The sequence below is a fragment of the Paenibacillus sp. BIHB 4019 genome, assembly GCF_002741035.1.
Taxonomy (GTDB): Bacteria; Bacillota; Bacilli; order Paenibacillales; family Paenibacillaceae; genus Pristimantibacillus.
Map to the genome: position 1 here is coordinate 4,536,856 of NZ_CP016808.1, position 18,170 is coordinate 4,555,025.

At 49.7% G+C, this 18,170-nt stretch carries 15 protein-coding genes and 1 pseudogene; 12 read left to right on the top strand and 4 right to left on the bottom strand.

What is annotated here, in order from left to right:
* The first annotated feature begins 270 nt into the window (after positions 1-270).
* Together bioB and BBD42_RS19685 are read left to right on the top strand one after the other, a co-directional pair.
* Entirely contained in the window at positions 271-1,269 is a 999-nt protein-coding gene (gene bioB / locus BBD42_RS19680) for a biotin synthase BioB (RefSeq protein ID WP_099521700.1), read from the top strand.
* Between the two features lie 232 nt (positions 1,270-1,501).
* A complete protein-coding gene (locus BBD42_RS19685) occupies positions 1,502-2,245 on the top strand; it encodes a spermidine synthase (RefSeq protein WP_172455723.1) in 744 nt (247 codons plus the stop codon).
* A 202-nt stretch (positions 2,246-2,447) separates the two neighbouring features.
* On the opposite strand, the gene BBD42_RS19690 is transcribed toward BBD42_RS19685, so the two are convergent.
* The gene (locus BBD42_RS19690) at positions 2,448-4,280 is read right to left on the bottom strand and encodes a UbiD family decarboxylase (RefSeq protein WP_099519551.1); all 1,833 of its coding nucleotides are present in this window, start codon (positions 4,278-4,280) and stop codon (positions 2,448-2,450) included.
* A 405-nt stretch (positions 4,281-4,685) separates the two neighbouring features.
* Here BBD42_RS19690 and BBD42_RS19695 point away from each other — a divergent pair, with 405 nt between their 5' ends.
* From BBD42_RS19695 to BBD42_RS19720, 6 genes are all read left to right on the top strand, one after another.
* A complete protein-coding gene (locus BBD42_RS19695) occupies positions 4,686-5,843 on the top strand; it encodes a glycosyltransferase family 2 protein (RefSeq protein WP_099519552.1) in 1,158 nt (385 codons plus the stop codon).
* A gap of 24 nt (positions 5,844-5,867) precedes the next feature.
* Positions 5,868-7,139: an aminotransferase class III-fold pyridoxal phosphate-dependent enzyme gene (locus tag BBD42_RS19700; protein ID WP_099519553.1), complete on the top strand. Its 1,272-nt coding sequence runs from the start codon at positions 5,868-5,870 to the stop codon at positions 7,137-7,139.
* A 35-nt stretch (positions 7,140-7,174) separates the two neighbouring features.
* Positions 7,175-8,206, top strand: coding sequence for a zinc-dependent alcohol dehydrogenase (locus tag BBD42_RS19705; RefSeq protein WP_056029850.1), 1,032 nt, complete (start codon positions 7,175-7,177; stop codon positions 8,204-8,206).
* A 96-nt stretch (positions 8,207-8,302) separates the two neighbouring features.
* On the top strand, positions 8,303-9,547 hold the full coding sequence (locus tag BBD42_RS19710) for an MFS transporter (protein ID WP_099519554.1): 1,245 nt from the start codon (positions 8,303-8,305) through the stop codon (positions 9,545-9,547).
* A 280-nt stretch (positions 9,548-9,827) separates the two neighbouring features.
* Positions 9,828-10,421: a DUF1349 domain-containing protein gene (locus BBD42_RS19715; protein ID WP_099519555.1), complete on the top strand. Its 594-nt coding sequence runs from the start codon at positions 9,828-9,830 to the stop codon at positions 10,419-10,421.
* A 68-nt stretch (positions 10,422-10,489) separates the two neighbouring features.
* On the top strand, positions 10,490-11,134 hold the full coding sequence (locus BBD42_RS19720; protein ID WP_056029835.1) for an HAD family hydrolase: 645 nt from the start codon (positions 10,490-10,492) through the stop codon (positions 11,132-11,134).
* On the opposite strand, the gene BBD42_RS19725 is transcribed toward BBD42_RS19720, so the two are convergent.
* Positions 11,089-11,937 carry a helix-turn-helix transcriptional regulator gene (locus BBD42_RS19725; RefSeq protein WP_099519556.1) on the bottom strand — a complete coding sequence of 283 codons (849 nt, stop codon included), beginning with the start codon at positions 11,935-11,937 and terminating at the stop codon, positions 11,089-11,091. The genes BBD42_RS19720 and BBD42_RS19725 overlap by 46 nt on opposite strands.
* A gap of 335 nt (positions 11,938-12,272) precedes the next feature.
* Between BBD42_RS19725 and BBD42_RS19730 the strand changes: the two genes are divergently transcribed.
* On the top strand, positions 12,273-13,100 hold the full coding sequence (locus tag BBD42_RS19730; protein WP_099519557.1) for a uroporphyrinogen-III synthase: 828 nt from the start codon (positions 12,273-12,275) through the stop codon (positions 13,098-13,100).
* Between the two features lie 101 nt (positions 13,101-13,201).
* Positions 13,202-14,161 (top strand): hypothetical protein, encoded by a 960-nt coding sequence (locus BBD42_RS19735; protein ID WP_099519558.1) that lies wholly within the window; start codon positions 13,202-13,204, stop codon positions 14,159-14,161.
* A gap of 50 nt (positions 14,162-14,211) precedes the next feature.
* On the opposite strand, the gene nagZ is transcribed toward BBD42_RS19735, so the two are convergent.
* Complete coding sequence (gene nagZ, locus BBD42_RS19740; RefSeq protein WP_099519559.1) at positions 14,212-15,519, bottom strand: beta-N-acetylhexosaminidase; 1,308 nt, start codon at positions 15,517-15,519, stop codon at positions 14,212-14,214.
* Between the two features lie 199 nt (positions 15,520-15,718).
* Between nagZ and BBD42_RS19745 the strand changes: the two genes are divergently transcribed.
* Entirely contained in the window at positions 15,719-16,366 is a 648-nt protein-coding gene (locus BBD42_RS19745; protein WP_237163159.1) for a GntR family transcriptional regulator, read from the top strand.
* 63 nt (positions 16,367-16,429) lie between these two features.
* Positions 16,430-17,599: a helix-turn-helix domain-containing protein gene (locus tag BBD42_RS19750; RefSeq protein WP_099519560.1), complete on the top strand. Its 1,170-nt coding sequence runs from the start codon at positions 16,430-16,432 to the stop codon at positions 17,597-17,599.
* Positions 17,600-17,698: 99 nt separating this feature from the next.
* Here BBD42_RS19750 and BBD42_RS19755 read toward each other — a convergent pair.
* Positions 17,699-18,007 (bottom strand): annotated as a pseudogene (locus BBD42_RS19755) (Rpn family recombination-promoting nuclease/putative transposase); the annotation flags it as partial.
* Between the last annotated feature and the right edge of the window lie 163 nt (positions 18,008-18,170).

The window sequence follows — 18,170 nt, forward strand, 5'->3', positions numbered from 1 at the left end:
GAGTAATTATGCAGGCTTTTAGCAATACCGAAGGCTGTTTCTTTCGCAGTGCGAGCTGCAAGGGGACAGTCTTTTTGTTATGCCGTGCTTAGGAAAGGAATGAAGGCGATCTTTACAGAGGAGGCATGATTTGCTAAAATAGCAAAGATTAATTGTTAACCTTAATAAATTTGTTTTGGTTAACAATAGGATCGGATTTAAAATAATAGATACATGTCCGAATAGAAGTGGTGCAGCTTTTTATTCGGTGGGAAGGAAGGTCTTATGATGATGGAGCAGCAGCTTAATGGGAGCAAGTGGGAAGCGATGGCGCATAAAGCGCTTGCTGGACAATGTTTAACGTTAGCGGAGGGACGGTCAATTCTTGGGGCGCAGCAGGAGGAGCTGCTTCCGCTTTTGCAGGCAGCATTTCGAGTGAGGCAGCACTTTTTTGCCAGAAAGGTAAAGCTGAATATGCTCATTAATGCGAAAAGCGGCCTCTGCCCAGAGGACTGCGGCTACTGCTCCCAATCGATTTTGTCGACCGCCCCCATTCCCAAATACACCATGCTTGATAAAACGACACTGCTGGCTGGAGCACGCGAAGCATTGGCTCGCAAAGCGGGAACCTACTGCATCGTTGCAGCAGGCAGGGGACCTACAGATAAGGAGCTCGGCCAAGTGGTAGAAGCGGTTGAGGAAATTCGCGCGACGATGCCGCTGAAAATTTGCGCCTGTCTTGGGCTGCTGAAAGAGGGGCAGGCGAAGCGATTAGCTGATGCAGGCGTTCATCGATACAATCATAATTTGAATACGAGCGAGAAGCACTACTCTTTCATTACTACGACACATACCTATGAGCAGCGTATCCACACGGTGCAAACGGCTAAAGCCCACGGTCTATCGCCGTGCTCGGGCGTTATTATCGGAATGGGGGAAACAGACGAGGAAATCGTTGAAATGGCCTTTGCTTTACGCGAGCTTGAAGCGGATTCGATTCCGATTAACTTTCTTCATGCGATACAAGGCACGCCGCTTGCAGATGCGGGCTGTGTGCCGCCACTGCAAGCTTTAAAGGTGCTGGCCCTGTTTCGATTAATCTGCCCGTCGCGGGAAATTCGCGTTGCTGGCGGACGGGAGCACAGTTTGCGATCGCTCCAGCCTTTAGCATTATATGCGGCAAATTCGCTGTTCGTCGGCGATTATTTGACGACAGAGGGCCAGGATATTTCGATTGACCATCAAATGATTCGAGACTTGGGATTTGAAATTGAGCGGTATGCGCTCTAATAAATGCTTTCCCCGCCATTTGCAAAAAAAATGCTGCGCTAGTCGCTGTTTGCTTCCGGACTTAAAAGTATTGGAAAGGAATTTATAGAAAATTGTCGAATTCTAGGGGATGCATATGAAGAGCAGTGAACTTATTGAAAATTGGGAGCAAGCTCGGGGGTATTAATTGATTTTATGAAAAGTATATGGGATATGAAGCTAAGTGAATAATGAAACAAACCAGACAGGGAATATAAAAGGACGCATTTGGTTTGAAGCGAAAACCGCTCATCACGAAATTGCCGTCTACGACACAACAGAGCTGGATGGAGAAAAAGGGCGCTTTCGCGTCCTGCAGTTTTCTGGAGATGCGACACAAGGGGCGCTTGATCTGGAACGGCCTGAACGTATATTGTTCGAATATCCACGGGCGATCATACATCTGATGGAAAGCAATCAAGCGGCTTTTGAAAAGGCTTTTCTCATCGGTCATGGCATCGGCACGATCGCACGTTATTTTGAACATAAGGCGTTTAAGGTAGCCGAGCTTGATGAGGCAGTCGTAGAGCTGAGCCGGATGTATTTTGGCTATAATCAGGATAATGTCGTCATTGGAGATGGGCGTGCTTTGCTGGAAGGGGAAGCGGACCATGCCTACGATTATGTCATTGTTGATGCCTTCACCAGACAGGGGACGCCGAAGCAACTGGTGTCGCTGGCGTTTTTTCGCTTGATTCGAAGCAAGCTTGGCGAAGGTGGCGCTGTTCTTTTGAATCTCATGGGCAGGGGGGAGCGGGACAGGCTCATTCACGCCATTCAAACGACGCTGGGAGAAGTTTTTGCTTATACGAAAGCGTTCATTTTACCGGCAGACGGATCAGCTGATTTGCAAAATATCATCCTCATGGGCAGCGATCGGCTCGTCTCCTTTCAAGCTCGCCACATGGCTGGATTTGTGGAGCTTGAGCCCGGTCAAGGCTATATTATACGAGATTAAAGTACTCGGCAGCGGAAAAATAAAGCGGCATTCGCGAGTACCTTCCGTGCGACGCGGCCAAGCGAGTTACTTAGCGTTTTTGTACAATCGCATTGTCAGCTATAAAGCGAACGAATCAACGCATGATGAGCAAAACAAAGGAGTACAGGACGTGAGCCTGTACTCCTTTGATTGTCTATTAATAATGCGGCAGTCCATAATTCTACAGCTTAAGCCCGCCGAGGCTCGCTCCAGTTGTAAACAATCGCTCAATTCGCTTCTCCACCGCTGGATCGGCGATGAGTGGCGGCGCTTGATGCGGCTTCGTGCGCGCATCGATAATAACGTTATCGCAGGCCCAGTGCTTGTGCTCGTAGCCGCTATTTACCCCGTAAATATCATGGGACGGGTTGCTGCGCGTAAACGTTGCCCACAGGAAGTTATCCACCTTCGCGCTTAAAAACGTGCTGTCGTCGCATAAAATAATCATTGGGCAGGATGGCAGCGGCCCCTTCTCGGCAATCGCCTCGCTCAAGCCCTGCAATTGCCCCTTCGCGTCGGCATAGCTTGTGAAAGCTGGCCCTTGAATGGCTACGACGCCGGGCATAACGAGACGCGCGTTTTCAAATCCGCGCAGTTCCTTCAGCACGTCAGGCGTTTCGCGGCACAGCTCGCGAATCTTCTCACCATAGGCGGCAAAAACAACCTTGCTGCCTTCATTAAGCCCCGTACCCGAATAGTCCAGCGTATCGATCGTCGTATTTGTATAAAAATGAATATCCCGGCGCAGCTCCAGCCGCTCCAGCACATAGGCGAGAAATTCCGCCTCATGATGCGTCGTTACAGGCTGCTTGTCCTCGGCCGTAATAAATAAATATTTGGCCAGGCTGAGCTGCCCTGTGCCCAAAATCCGGTTAGCCAGCGTCAAAATTTCCGTCGGCCGCTTGACCTGCTGATACGGCGTATAGCGCTCGCTTCCAATAGCGAACAGCAGCGGATGCACGCCTGCTGCATCGACGGCGTGGACTTCCTTCACGCCGGGAATTTCCTGCTTGATCGCATCTCCCGTAAGCTCATGGATAAGTGCTCCGAAGGCGGTATCCTCCTGAGGAGGTCTTCCGACAACTGTAAACGGCCAGATCGCATTGGGCTTTGCATACACTTTATGCACCTTCATGAGCGGAAACGGATGCGTCAGGCTGTAATAGCCCAAGTGGTCGCCAAATGGGCCTTCCGGCTTCGTCTCGCCAGGATGGATTTCCCCCGTGATGACGAAATCCGCGTCATTGCTAAGCACAAATCCATCTCGGTAGCTATAGCGGAAACGGCGTCCTGCGAGCAAGCCGGCAAAGGTCATTTCGCTTAAGCCTTCCGGCAGCGGCATAACTGCTGCAAGCGTATGGGCTGGCGGGCCGCCAACGAAGATGCTCACCTTCAGCGGCTTGCCCAGCTTATTCGCCATATCCTGATGAATGCCAATGCCGCGGTGAATTTGGTAATGGACGCCGATTTCCTTATTCAGCTCGTAATCATTGCCGTTCAGCTGAACGCGGTACATGCCGAGATTCGCATTCATCAGTCCCGGCTTGCCCGGCTGCTCGGTAAACACCTGCGGCAGCGTTACGAAAGCGCCGCCATCGTCTGGCCAATGCTTAATGAGCGGCAGGTCGGAAATTTGAATTTCCTGCGCCGCTACCGGCACGCTTCCCGAGCTTTGCTTCGGCAGCGCTTTCCATGCTGCAAGGCCTGTTCCAATATGCCCAAACGGGTTTTTCATCGCTTTCATGGGGGCGCCGCGCAAATCGATGACGCGCTGGGTGGACTCCCATGTATGGCGGAACATAAATTTGCTCCGCTCAACCGTTCCAAACAAATTCGATAGGGCACGAAATTTGGAGCCTTTTACATTTTCGAACAATAGGGCGGGACCGCCAGCTTCAAATACCTTCATATGAATCGCCGCCATTTCCAAATGGGGGTCGACCTCTTCTTTTATCCGGACGAGATGTCCGTTCTGCTCCAAATCGAGTACACATTGTTCCAAATGGCGATACATGTTGAAATAGCTCCGATCTATATGAATTTTGCGAAATGATGCTCTGCCAAGGTGAAAAGGCTTTCGCCGTCCTTTGGAGGCGCGGCGCGTTTCAATCCGAGAAATATAAGCCGTTTCATAAGTGTGTAACTTATTAATTCTTATATTAAAAAAACCAGTTATCTCTAGTTAAAACGAATTAAAACCCCTTGTCAAATTTACCGACCAATCGACAGAAAAGGTTCAAAATTTAATAGAGTTCAGATGTTGAGATTTACACAGCAAGCTGCATAAACATACACTGTAACCAGATTCTATTCCAGTCACATGTCATAAATTCCAAAATTAGATAGAGTCGAGTCGAAAAAAAGGGGGGCAGCTGGCGTCGAACGATGTTGAAACTATAAATCATGTGGAGGAGATTACATGCTACACACAGTTATTGTGCCAGTAAACCAAGATTATAACATTTTGAATTTATTTACGGATTCATTGCTGCGGACAGTAAGCCCATCCACCCAGATTATCTTCATCAATGACGGTTCCGGCACAGCAGTCAGACAGCATTTGGACAAGCTCCAGTCAGAGTGCAAGGAAGGCGTGACGGTGGAGATTTTGCAGCACGACTATCCGCTTGGATGCGCCGTTTCTATTAATAGCGCGCTAAAAATTGCACAGGGACAATATATTTATTTTCTCGATTCCGACACGATTTTGAATCACAATTGGCAGCAGCTGATGAGCGAAACGCTGGACAGCAGCGACGAAATCGGCATGGCAGGCGGCGTGCTGCTGTATCCGCAAACAGGCGGCGTCCAGCATTGCGGCATTGCCTTTGCGGATACGATTGGCCGTCATCTCTTCCTGAACGCGTCCCCTATGGACATTCCGAAGCAGACGTTTTCCGTGCAGCTCGTCATTTTCGCGATGTTTGGCATGAAGCGCGAAGTGTATGAGAAGGTGGGGCTGCTTGACGAGAAGTTTTTCAACGGCTACGAGGATTTCGATTACCAGATGAGAGCGCGTGCAGCTGGCTATGACATCGTTATTAACCCGGAAGTTTTGGCCTACCACTGGGAGCGCAGCAGCGGCATCCACCGCAGCTTCAATCGCAAAAACAACCTGGCCCGCTTCTGGAAAAAATGGGGCAGCGACATCAAGGCTGATATTTGGCCGTTCATGTTCGACCATCTGAAGTCGCATCTGGAGCAGCAGGATGCAGCAGCAGCATCGCTGCCGATGATTGGCGTCGATTTGGCTGAGGTGCGCAGCGATGCGGACATGTTCTGGAGCCAGCTTCGCGAGGCAGAATTCGCTACGCTGACCGAAGTGTATGACTATTCGAACCGCTTCAACTCGAATGGGGCGATTTGGCTGCCGCAGGTGCTGGGCAAAGAGCTTATTCAGAGCCGCAGCCGTCTGCTGTTCCTTGTAGACAACTTCACGCGGCTGCTGGAAAACCGCTACTGGATTGAAATGCGCCACGCCCACCGGGCACAGGATTTGATCATTGACCTCTACGGCAATGTCATCTCCATCGACCGGATTTATGAAAGCTGCTGGCCAGGAACTAAGGTGCGCTAGTACGCGCTAAATGGAGGAGAAACCATGAAGACGAGAGAGGAGCAGGCAGTATTTACCCAAAGCCTGCAATGGTTGGAGCGCGTGCAGCAATTGATTCCGAGCGGATGCAGCACGCTGGCAAAGACGCCAGAGCGCTTATTCCCCGGCGAAACGGCCATTTGCTGCGTAGAAGCCAGACAATCCAGATTTATCGATATCGACGGCAATGAGTGGCTCGATTGCGAGATGGCGATGGGCACCGCTTCATGGGGACATGCCCGTGAGGAAGTGCAAGCGGCGATTGTAAAGCAGCTCGCCAAAGGGACAAGCTTCTCGGTGCCCGCTGATGTGGAGCTGACGGCAGCGGAGCTTATACTCGCCCGCTTCGAGCAGCGTTATGCGGCACTGCGCTTCTGCAAAGGCGGAGCCGATGCAGTTAGCGGCGCAGTCCGGCTGGCAAGAGCTTTCACCCGCAGGCCAAAGGTGATGTCGACGGCGTACCATGGCTGGAGCGATTGGTCGGCCTATGGCTATTACGGCGGAGATGCGGAAGCGATGGGGATTCCGGCGGAAATCCGTAGCAGCACCGTTTGGGTGCCGCATGCAAGTCTGCGGCGGATCGAAGACGAGGTGCGCCGGCATGGCGACCAGCTCGCCTGCATCGTGTTATGCCCGAACGAGTGGCAGCGCGAGGAGCTGGCCAAGGTGATGGAGCTGGCTGCACGCCACAGCATTCTAATCATATTTGACGAGGTAACATCTGGGGCAAGAATGGGCAAGCAGGCGACCGCAGGCGAATACGGGCTGTGGCCGGATATTCTTTGCTTGTCGAAGGGGCTGGCCAATGGCCTGCCGCTGGGCGTCGTATTGGGCTCAGAGCCGATTATGCGGCTATGTGGGCAGGTCAAGTTCAGCAGCGCCCATTCGAGCGAGACGATTGCACTGGCAGCGCTTATTGCTTGCGAGAAGCTGATGCAGGCGGCACCGAGCTGGCCAAGCTGGCGCGGCGGCACGCAGAAGCTGATGGCAGAGCTGCAGGCGCAGCTGGATGCGCTGGGACTGACAGAGGAGCTGGCCCTGCACGGCACCTATGCAAGCTTCTGCCTGAGGTCGCGGGCGGAGCAGGACTTTTACCGCGATCCGTTCCGCGCTTATATGATGAAGCGGCTCGCCCAGCAGGGGATTTTTACGAAGGGATTTTTCGTCTTCTCGGATGCTCATTCGGAGGCGGAGCTGCTGCTCGTACAGGAAGCGCTTAAGGAAGTTTTGCTGGAGTGGAGCAAACAAGACCATAAATCCAGCAAGTCAGCTGTTTAAACGTTTATTCACAAATCGAAAGAGGAGGCAAGTTAATGAAAGCATTAGTATATCAGGATTATCGCAAGGTGGAACTTCTGGAGATGGAGGAGCCAACCATCGTGTCGCCGACAGGCGTTAAGGTTAAAATTTTTGGCTCGGGCATTTGCGGTACGGATCTTAACATTGTAAAAGGAAAAATCCCGGCCAATTCCGGCACGATTATCGGCCATGAAGGCGTTGGAACCGTCGTTGAAGTCGGCCCTAAAGTAAGAAGCGTTAAAGTGGGCGACCGTGTGCTCATAGATCCTACGCAATCTTGCGGCATTTGTTCTTACTGCCGTGAAGGGCTGCACTGCTACTGCGAAAATTTTGAGGATCATCAGGTTGGCATGACCATCCACGGCACTTTCGCGGAATATTACGCAGGCGAGGAAAGATACGTGTTCAAAATTCCCGACACGATGAGCTGGGAAGCGGCAATGATGGTCGAGCCGCTGGGCTGCGTGCTCAACAGCTTCTTGAAAGCTCGCGTTAAACCAAGCGATTCGGTGCTGGTGCTTGGCTCCGGCGCGATTGGCTCCTTGTGCCAGCTTGTTGGCAAGCGGCTTGGCCGCCTGACCGTTGGCACAGAAGTGGATGAATACCGTAAAAGCTTCGCTGCAAACATTGCTGATTATGTGTTTCATCCTCAGGAGCTGACGCTGGAAAAAGTGCTCGAAATTAACAATGGCCATAAATTCGATATTATTATTGATGCGGTCGGCAATCAGCTGCATGTCGCTCTGGAGCTGATCGGCAAAGGCGGCAGAATTATTCCTATGGGCTATGACGACAGCTATGAAGTGTCGTTTAAGCCGACGGATTTTATTAATAACGGTGTCAATGTTATTGGCGATGTAGCGGTTCATCAAATGATCAGCACGGCGCTCAAGTTTGCCCAAAGCTTGCCGGAGCTCGAAAATATGGTCACTTCAACCAAAAAGCTGCAGGACTACGAAGGCGCATTTAATGAAACGATTGGTTATGACATGAGCACAGGCGCGCCAAGAGCGATGACCTCCGTGAAGACAGCACTTATTTCTTAATGTAGGGCAAGGCAAGGGCGTTATGGCTGCGCGGCGAAAGGCTTACGGGGCGCCGCGCAGCAATGACGCATGAAGAAGAGGGGATGAGCCTTAAAGATGAAGCTGCTTGCCGATTTGCCAAAAAATCCGCGGTATTCGATTTTTCTGGAGCCGCTCTGGGCGATTCCTGGAACAATCGTTTTGTTTTATGCGCCGCTCTATATGAAGGATGCGGGACTGAGCGATATTGAAATCGGGTTGATCAATTCCATAAACCTGTATTTTGCTTTTGTGTTTCAGTTGTTTGCCGGGTCGATTACGAATAAGCTGGGACGCAAGCGCACCTCGCTCATTTTTGATCTTGTAGCCTGGAGCGTTCCGATGTTTATTTGGGCGTTCTCGCAAAGCTTCTGGCTGTTTATGATTGCTTACTTGTTAAATGCGACGTCCAAGTTCGTCACCGTGTCGTTTAATTTGCTCATTATTGAAGATGTCGAGGAGCGAAAGCGACCGAAAGTTTTTGGCATCATGAATATGATTATTACCGCAGCAGGAGTGCTTACCCCGCTAGCGGGCTTTGTCATCGCCGATTTTGGTATCGGGAAGACGCTAGCCGTCATTTATTTTGCCGGTGGCGTAATGATGACGATTATGTTTATTGTAAGAAACCGGCTGACAGAGGAGACGGAGGCGGGCAAAGAGCTCATTGAGGTACATAGCCAGACTAAGGTGCTGAAAAGCTTGGGAGCCAGCCTGCGACTATTTGGCAAAGCGTTTTATACCCGCCGGTTGTTCCCGATTATAATCATAACGGTACTGTCGAATTTTATTTTGCAGCTGAATTTTTTTCAGGTTGTGTTTTTCAAGGAGGAGCTGCATTTCGGCGATTGGACGATTTCCTATATTCCGGTCGTCACTGCGGTAACGGTCATGGTGTTATACTTGGTCGTCATTCCACGGCTGAAACAACGCTCGGATGAAAAATATGTCAGTCTATCGATTGCCTTATGCACCGCCGGCTCCTTGCTGCTGCTCTTTATTCCTTCCGGCAATGTGCCGCTGCTCATGCTGACGATTATTATATTGGCGGCAGGAACGTTTATTTTGCAAACGTACCGGGATGCGCTGCTGATGAATCGCCTTGGCACGCATGAGAAAGCCGATATGTTTTCGGCCGTACAGACGGTTATGACGCTTATTGCCATTCCCTCCGGTTATTTGACGGGACTCCTCTATAATTACAGTCCGAAGCTGCTGTTCGCCGTCATTGTTGCGCTGTATATGGTGCTCATGGCCGTCGTGTTTTTCCTCCCGGTTCCTACCAGGCAGCAGCAGGTGATGAAAGCGAATCATCATGTCTAATAACCATTTGCAAGCAAAAACGACTTCGTCGTCCTTCCAGAACGTGCGAAGAGCTTTGTCGGAGAAATATAAGCCCATTTGTAAGTGCAAAACTTATAAATTCTTATATTGCAAGGTGAAACGTCGAAAGCCGTCCTCCGGCGGTGCTGCGCGTTTCCATCCGAGAAATATAAGCCTATTTATAAGGGGAAACTTATAAATTCTTATATTTTGACAAAAGAAGGTTTTCCGCCAAATAGGTCGAATGGTTATACAGAAAATGGCTACGGAGGGATAATTAATGATTAATGTATTAAATCATGAAACACGCGAAACACTGGCTTGGATGAACGAGCCATCGCAGTGGCACTTCACAGAGCAGGGCGGCGTCATGATTGAAGCACCACCGGAGGCGGATTTTTTCTGCGATCCATCAGGCAAGCATTTTGCCAGCTCGGCTCCTTTTTTGTATGCTCCAGTCAAGCGATCCTTCGAATTAACAGCAAGGCTGACGGTGGAGATGAAGCAGCAGTATGACTCTGGGTGCCTTATGCTGTACGTCGATAGCGACAATTGGTGCAAATTATGCTTTGAATTTAATGGTCGGGCAGCCTCGATCGTCTCGGTCGTCACCAAGGACGGCTGGTCAGATGATTGCAACTCGGAAGAGATTCAGTCGGACAATCCTTATTTGAGAATCAATAAAGTAGAAGACTGCGTGTCCTTCTATTATTCGTCTGATGGCGAGGATTGGAGGCTGATCCGTTATTTCGGCATGCGCACACCTGATGAAGTAAAGGCCGGCGTCGTCGCGCAATGTCCGAAGGGCAGCGGCAGCAGGGCCGAGTTCAGCTTTGTCCATCTCACCGAGCCGAACGTGGAAAGCCGATTTTAGCAGCTGAAAGCTGAAAGTTGCTGGCGGTAAGCTGCAAGTAAAAGCAGGAAAGGTAGCTGATAGTAGCGATGAGTCTGAAAGCGATCATTTTTGATTTCGACGGCTTGATTATGGATACCGAGACACCTTGGTATTATGCTTTTCGGGACATTTATCAGGAGCATGGAGTAGAGCTGTCGCTGGGCCTGTGGTCCCGCAATGTGGGCACAAATTTCGACGAATTCAATCCTTTTCATTATTTGGAGGAAGCGCTGCAAACGCCAATTGACCATGACCATATTAAAGAGCTCTCTGAGCAAAAATATGCCGTTTATATTGGCGAAACCGGGCTATTGCCTGGAGTTGCGGAGCTGCTGGCGAGCGTGAAGCAGCGAAATCTGCACCTTGCGGTTGCGTCCAGCTCTACGCGTGATTGGGTTCATAGCTATTTGAAGAAGCTTGGCATCTTTGAAGCCTTTGATGTGATTCATACCTCTGAAGATGTGCAGCGGGTAAAACCTGACCCGGAGCTGTATGAGCTCACGCTGGCACGGCTTGGCATTGATGCCTCAGAAGCCATCGTCTTTGAAGATTCGCCAAATGGTTTGAAAGCTGCAAAGGCGGCTGGCATCCGCTGTATCGTGGTGCCGAATGAAGTGACAAGGGATTTGGAATTTTTGAATTATGATCAGCGGCTAGCCTCAATCGCCGAATTTGATTTCGAAGCTTTGTAGCTTTTGCGCAGCACCATTGGCGAGCAGCCTTCATGCTTTTTGAAAACGGAGCCAAAATAACTCGCGCTATTAAAACCGACCGCCTTGGCAATGTCATTGGCTGTCATGGCATCCTCATGAATGAGCATTTCTTTTGCCTTGAGCAGTCGGTAGCGGGTTAAAAAATCGAGCGGGGTCATCGCATATTCCTTTTTGAACATGCGATTCAAATGCTGCTCGGTTATGTAGAGCTGTCCGGCCAGCATGGATAGGGAAATGTCGAGATGATAGTTTTGCTTAATATAGGTCAGGATGCTGGACAGCTTCGGTGTATGCTCCTTGCGTTCAGGGACGAGGTAAAGGTCCTTGGAGAGCTTCAGCTTGATAAGCAGCATGTACAAGAGTGCTGATCCTGTGAAAATACGCTCCTGCAGGGTGGATTGCTGGCTTAAAATAATTTCGTCAATGAGCATTTGCGGAGCGGGATCCAGCTGAAAAACGGTCAGGTTGGCGATATGTAAGGCTTGCAAAAATGCTGGCAGCAAATAACCGGTAAAGGTTAAATATTTGATGCTGAGCGTTTCACTAATTTCGCACGAAATAGAAGCGGTGTGGGAAAAATAAAGAATGGCAACGCCTTCCTTCAGCTGAATTTCCCGTTCTTGAAAAACAAGGCGGCCTGTACCTCCTACGCAGTTTACGATTTTGTAATCAGGGCTGCCTCCAGGGCAACGGTCGGGCTCAGTGACGGTAACGCTTCCAGATCCGGTAATCAATAGGGGGAGCTCGTTGTAGGTGCTGCCTGTGTCTATTGCTTCCTGCATCAAATTCCTCTTTTCTCCTAAAAGTGGAATAAAAGTGAGACTAAAACTGCGAATACCTGAATTTCAATTGGAATTATAACATAGATAAAGAAATATATGTTATATCTAGTTTTCGATGTTTTTCTCTGTTTTTCGCTATCTTTCGTTAATGTCGAACATTTGTAATCATCTAAAGAAACCGCCGTTCTTGATTTTGAGAACGGTTTTTTCCATGTCAGCAACAAGTAAAAAAATGTAAAATAAGTTTTGCCTGCCTTGAAATGGCGACAGTTTTTTATGCTTATGTTAAAATATATGACAAACACAGTAGAAGAAAGCATGGTGACGGGGCAAGCATGGGAATGGAAGCATTGAAGGGGAAACGACTGGTCATAGCAGGATCTCGAAAAACAGAGGAAATGAGCGCCATCATTGAAAAGCAGGGCGGGACTGCGCTCGTGCGGTCGCTTCAGGGTTTGACGCTGCTGGATGAGGAAACGCTGGAAGCACCGCTGCGGCGGTTTGCGGCGGAGGGGGCAGACTGGGTCGTCTTAACGACGGGTATTGGCTCGGAGACGCTTGCCAGCAACGCGGAAAAGCTGGATATAAAGGAACCGTTTTTGGAGCAGCTGACGCAAGCATCGATTGCTTCCAGAGGCTACAAGACGACCGCTTATCTTAAGCGTACCGGCTTGAAAGCGGTTGTTTCGGATGATGATGGCACGGTGCAAAATCTAATTGAAAAGCTGGCGGAGCATGATTTTGCCGGCCAGCGTATCGTCATTCAGCTGCATGGCGAGCCTTCGCCCGAGCTGGAGCGTTTTTTTGCTGCTAAAAAAGCGGGTGAGGTTATTTCGCTGCTGCCCTACAAACATGTTCCGCCGGAGGTGAGCGTACTTACTCAGCTCATGGAAGAGCTCGCTGCAGGAGAGGTTGACGCGATCTGCTTTACAACAGCTGTTCAAGTCCAATATTTATTCCGCTATGCGCGAAAAATAGGTCTTGAGCAGCAGCTTCTGGAACTATTCGCGGGACAGGTGCTGGCGGCAGCTGTGGGCAAAGTAACTGCCGAGGCGCTGCAATTAAATGGCGTACAACGATATATCGTGCCGGATATTGAACGAATGGGTGCGATGATTATTGAAGTGGCGCATTATTATGAAGCGCAAGGCTTAACCAAATAAACGAATGGCTCGTTCGAATATGTTTGGGCTGCACCTTTTTGAATGGCTGCTTCGTCTTAAGCTTGTAGTCGTTGCATCATTTGTTTAAAAGGGGAGATATAATGGGGAAAAACAGCTTGTTCATATTGTTGCTCATATTGACTATATGTTTAGGGGCATGCTCCTCGGAGGTTAAGCCATCTGGAGAAGCTTCGGCTGTTGCAAGCGGGACAGCGGAGACTCCAACTGCTTCCAATACGCCAGCGGATGGCGGAGCCCATGCTGGAGCCGCGACGATGGAGCCCATCGCGGAGCCGACAGCAGCGCCGCTGCTGGATACTGCTGTGCTTGGCAAAAGTGCATTTGGCTTTGCCGATGAAGCAGGCAAACAGCTGCTAGCCAGCCCGACTGAAGGGGGCAGCGAGCAGTGGGCCAGCTTCAACCTCGCGGTTGGCCACAATGGGCAGCTGCTCAAAATTAAATACAATAATGAGCAAAAGGCGACCGAAGCCGATAATGGCAGGCAAACGGCGCAAAATTTTGCAAACCAGCAAGGCCAGCTGTTTGAGGTCGTGGAGGGCAAAGCGGTGCCGAATGAAACGTATTTTCTAACCGATGATCAGTCGGTAAAACCGGAAATGCTGCTGTCCATCGCTGATAAAAGAAGCGGGCAGGCAGCAGATGATGTGAAGGCCGCCATAGCCAAGAGCAAAAATCGCAGCGTAGAGAAGCTATGGCCGCTTGAGGAAATAGGCACTGCAGGAAATGCCTTGTATCTGGTGCAGTTCGAGCGTCAGGGCAAGGACATGCTGGCGAGTCTGGCGCTGCAAACCGCAGACGGCTTTATTTTTCAAGACTATCCAGCCGAGTTCAATGAAAGCTCGACGTGGCGGGTAGACGATGGCGGTGAGGTTATGCCAGAAATGTTTTCCTTCTTATTCGCTGCGAAGACGGCTGAAGGTATCGTTCTCGGAGTCAAATGGATGGGGGCGGAAGGGGAAAACGTATCGTTCCTTTCGGAGCACGATGGCAAGCTGGCCGAGCTTGACATCAGCTATGGCCGCTATATGTCGCCGGTGTAAATTAATATTAGCAGTTTAACCGATTAAAGAAGAAAAAGCGCCGAATGCTTCTATTTAGAAGCGTTCAGCGCTTTTTTAATTTGACGGTTGACTGCATCAACGTTAGTACGGCTGATAAGCTCATCTTTTAGCGTAAATGCGCTTTTGAGGCGGATGATCCGATAGACGCTGTCATCGAGTGCTTGCATGGAGATGCCGCCGGTTTTGACCGCTTTTTTTAGCGCCTTCAGCACTGCGATCTGCTGCTTCGCATCATGTCCGACAAGAAGAATATCGTTGCCCGCTTGAACCGCTTTGACCGCCGCATCCGAAATGCCAAAATGCTTCGTAATGCCGCCCATCGTCATATCATCCGTAATGACAACACCGGTAAACCCGAGTTTATCCCGTAATAAATCGGTAATGATCGCCTTGGATAGGGAAGCGGGATATTGCTTGTCCATTGCTGGAATAAGCAAATGGCCGATCATGACTGCAGGCGCTTGCTGCTTGATCGCTTCTTTAAAGGGAAGCAGCTCGAACTGCTCCAATTGCTTCAAGCTTTTGTCCACCACCGGCAAATCCAGATGCGAATCGACTGACGTATCGCCATGACCGGGAAAATGCTTGACAACGGGTACGACATGTCCCGATTGTATGCCCTTCATCGTCTCGATGCCGCTGGCAATGACGCTTTCCGCAGTGGAGCCAAACGCCCGGTTGCCAATGACCGGATTGTCCGGGTTGCTGTTAATATCGAGCACAGGGGCAAAATCCATATTAAACCCAAGGGCATACAGCTCGGCGCCGATAGCTTCACCTATTCCATAGGCGTACTTAGGTTTATTTTTGCTGCCAATAGACTGGGCGGATGGAATTTTGACGAAATCCTGGGGCATCCGGCTCACGGTTCCCCCTTCCTGGTCGATGCTCAGCCACAGCGGGACGGGATTTTTTTTATTTTGTTTTTTAAGCTCATTGAGCAGGGCTAGCGTCTGCGAAGCGTCGGTAATGTTTCTTTTGTACAAAATAAAGCCGCCTACATGATACGTATTTATCATTTCGATGGCATCTTCTTGAAGGGAGGTACCTTCCAGGCCAACAAGCACGAGCTGTCCGATTTTCTCATCAACCGACATGCCGGCGATTTCTTGTTTGATTAGGTCAGGCGCTTCCGTCACCGTTGGCGTAGGCGATACAGCTGGAGTTGCTGCTGCCGACTCGGTGGGGGAAGGGCTTGGCGCCTCGGCAGTGGCTGGTTGATTAGAACCGGAGCTGCTGCCGTTGCTGCTGTTGGAACGATCGCTCGCGCTGCCGCAGGAACTCGCACATATAACGAGAAATGAAGCAAGAAGTATTGAGGTGATTTTTTTTAGCATGTAGGAAAGTTCCTCCTTTTCTTGCAATATCCCCTTTAGGCCAGCTTCTCATACTTTATGCGAAGCTAGAAGCAAAAGCTGGCGCTAGGGCTGCTGCGGCATCATTTCCAAAATTGGGTTGTTAAGCAGGAAATGAGCCGATATAATGGAAGTAGATAAATTAACGATAATCGATAATTTGGAATAGGGACGTGTTCATGTGCCAGAAAATCCAGCAATCGTACCAATTCACTCTATTAGTACACATGTGTATATGAAGCTCAAGAAAGAGATTTTGGCTGGCGAGCTTCAGCCGGGTGCCCGCCTTATTGTACTTGAAATCGCCGGCCAATTCCAGATTAGCCAGGCTCCTGTAAGAGAGGCGCTTGAACGGCTCAAGCAGGAAGGGCTCATTATTGGCGTTCCGAACAAAGGCTCGGTGGTCTCCAACATAACGGCGAAGGAAATCAAAGACTTGTTCGTGCTGCGGGAAATGATTGAAGGTTTTGCGGTCAGGCAGGCGATGCCGCTGCTGACGGAGCAGGATTTTTCCGAGCTGGCCGACATTATTGAGCAAATGGATCAAGCCGTTAAGCAAAACGATATACTGAGCATTTTAGAGCTGGACATGGATTTTCACGGTTTTTTCTATCGCAAATGCGACAACGGGGCTATTTTAACGTTATGGAAGGATATGAAGACGAAGCTTATGCGGTTTATGGCAATTTCCAATCGGCATTACACGACATTAGGGCTGGCAGATTACCATACTGTACTTATTGACGTGCTGCGCAAAGGGGATGTTGCAGCGGCCGAGCAGGCGTTTATCGACCATATGCACGCTTACAAAATCATTCATCTGGATTAGGCCGCGACGAAAGTCGAGGGGCAACTTGCTTGTTAACCTTTCAATTTAAAGGGGAAATGGAGCATGCTGAAAGAAGAGAAATGGCTGAAAGACGATTATATGCTGACTTGGATGAGGGATCGCTTGCTGCAGGAGCTGATGTCGGAAAGAGGCGGCGGCCGAACGAATATGAAGGAGCAGCTGGCGAAGCTGAATGTAAACCCTTATTTTACGTATCCGGCTGTAGCTTTGCTTGCGCCAGCGGCTTATTTTCATCATGAGCATGATCGGGTTGGTTATATGGAGAAAATAAGAGAATATTTGCAGCCGCGCATTCCCGCGGGAAGTGTTCTTTTTTTAGATGAGGAGCATCGGCTCGTGCTGCTGTTTTCCTGGGTGTCGAAGAAGATGCTCGATAATGTGCAGGCGATGCTGGGTGAGCAATTTTCCGATCCGATTACGATTGGCGTAGGGAAGCCCTGTGGCTATTTGCATGAAGTGAAGCATTCTTATGAACAGGCAGGGCAGGCGCTTCAGCATCAATTTTATCAGGGCATCGGCGAAATTATTTATTATAGTGAGCTTCGTGCTTATGTGCCGCTTCAGGATTATCCGGAGCATAAGGAGAAGGAGCTGTACGATGCTTGCCAGGGGGCGACGTCGGAAGGGCAGCTCGAAGAAGCGGTAAAGGTGTTCTATCGCAGTGTGATGCGCGGCGGGCCGATCGCTATTTCACACATGTATGAGCTGACGCTGCGTTTGCTCGTGGGAATGGAACGAAGAGTGCTGGCTGATACGGATGTCGCAGTAGCTAATAAACCTTATGAAATTTTATCCATTTTAAAAATGAAAACGCTTCATGAGCTGGTTCGCTGCGTCAGCGAGTTTGTCACGAGCTTGTGGAAGGCAGTGTCGCCTTATCAGGGCGAGAGCCATCGCAGCATCATTAAGAAAACGATGTATTATATGGAGCAGGAATGCCAGCATGTTTCGCTGCAAAGCGTGGCGGAGAAGGTGTATATGACGCCGACCTATTTGAGCCTGCTGTTTAAGACGAATACCGGTAAAACATTCATCGAGCATTTGACCGATATCCGCATCGACAAAGCGAAAGCAATGCTCAAGACGACACATTTTAAAAACTATGAGGTGGCGGAAAAGGTAGGCTATCAGGATTCACGCTATTTCAGCCAAATTTTCAAAAAGCGGGTTGGCTTGTCTCCAAGCGAGTACCGGGAGTCGGTGGGGCATTAGATTGGGAAATATAAAGGAAGAGGGAGCCCGCGAAGTGATGGGCTCCCTCTATATTATAGACGGTCTGACTGCGTCCTTATTTATAGAAATGGAAGCCCGTTATAGCGCTTTAACCTCTGCTTCAGACAAGCCGCTTGCTTTGGCGATAAGCGCAATTTCGATGCCCAATGCCAGCATGTTTTTGGCGATTTCAATCGCTTTTTGGCGTTCGCCTTTCTCAATCCCTTTCTCAATCCCTTGTGCGATCCCTTGTTTCATGCCCTTTTCCGTAGCCCATTCAATCATGGAAGCCTCATCGTGTAAAAACTTCTGCCGCTCCTCATACAAACGGCGAGCCTCCCCATCCTGGCTTAGAAACTCTAACGTATCCATCGCTTTGCCTAGCGTCGGTTCATTCATCTTTAGCACCTAACGAAAGTATAGTTCTCTTTTATATCTCAGAAGACTCGAGTAATGGTTGCAATCAAATGGCTAAAATTGATCAATTCGTGGAGTGAGGGATTACAGGGAGAGAACATGTGGGCACAAATACAGTTGAAGGTATTATATGGTTTAGTCGAACTAATAGTTG

Coding starts and splice junctions, on each gene's coding strand:
- BBD42_RS19730 (WP_099519557.1), top strand. CDS start 12,273: ATGGGAATGGAAGCATTGAAGGGGAAACGACTGGTCATAGCAGGATCT.
- BBD42_RS19705 (WP_056029850.1), top strand. CDS start 7,175: ATGAAAGCATTAGTATATCAGGATTATCGCAAGGTGGAACTTCTGGAG.
- BBD42_RS19735 (WP_099519558.1), top strand. CDS start 13,202: ATGGGGAAAAACAGCTTGTTCATATTGTTGCTCATATTGACTATATGT.
- BBD42_RS19725 (WP_099519556.1), bottom strand. CDS start 11,937: ATGCAGGAAGCAATAGACACAGGCAGCACCTACAACGAGCTCCCCCTA.
- BBD42_RS19700 (WP_099519553.1), top strand. CDS start 5,868: ATGAAGACGAGAGAGGAGCAGGCAGTATTTACCCAAAGCCTGCAATGG.
- BBD42_RS19715 (WP_099519555.1), top strand. CDS start 9,828: ATGATTAATGTATTAAATCATGAAACACGCGAAACACTGGCTTGGATG.
- BBD42_RS19710 (WP_099519554.1), top strand. CDS start 8,303: ATGAAGCTGCTTGCCGATTTGCCAAAAAATCCGCGGTATTCGATTTTT.
- BBD42_RS19720 (WP_056029835.1), top strand. CDS start 10,490: ATGAGTCTGAAAGCGATCATTTTTGATTTCGACGGCTTGATTATGGAT.
- BBD42_RS19695 (WP_099519552.1), top strand. CDS start 4,686: ATGCTACACACAGTTATTGTGCCAGTAAACCAAGATTATAACATTTTG.
- BBD42_RS19690 (WP_099519551.1), bottom strand. CDS start 4,280: ATGTATCGCCATTTGGAACAATGTGTACTCGATTTGGAGCAGAACGGA.
- BBD42_RS19750 (WP_099519560.1), top strand. CDS start 16,430: ATGCTGAAAGAAGAGAAATGGCTGAAAGACGATTATATGCTGACTTGG.
- nagZ (WP_099519559.1), bottom strand. CDS start 15,519: ATGCTAAAAAAAATCACCTCAATACTTCTTGCTTCATTTCTCGTTATA.
- bioB (WP_099521700.1), top strand. CDS start 271: ATGGAGCAGCAGCTTAATGGGAGCAAGTGGGAAGCGATGGCGCATAAA.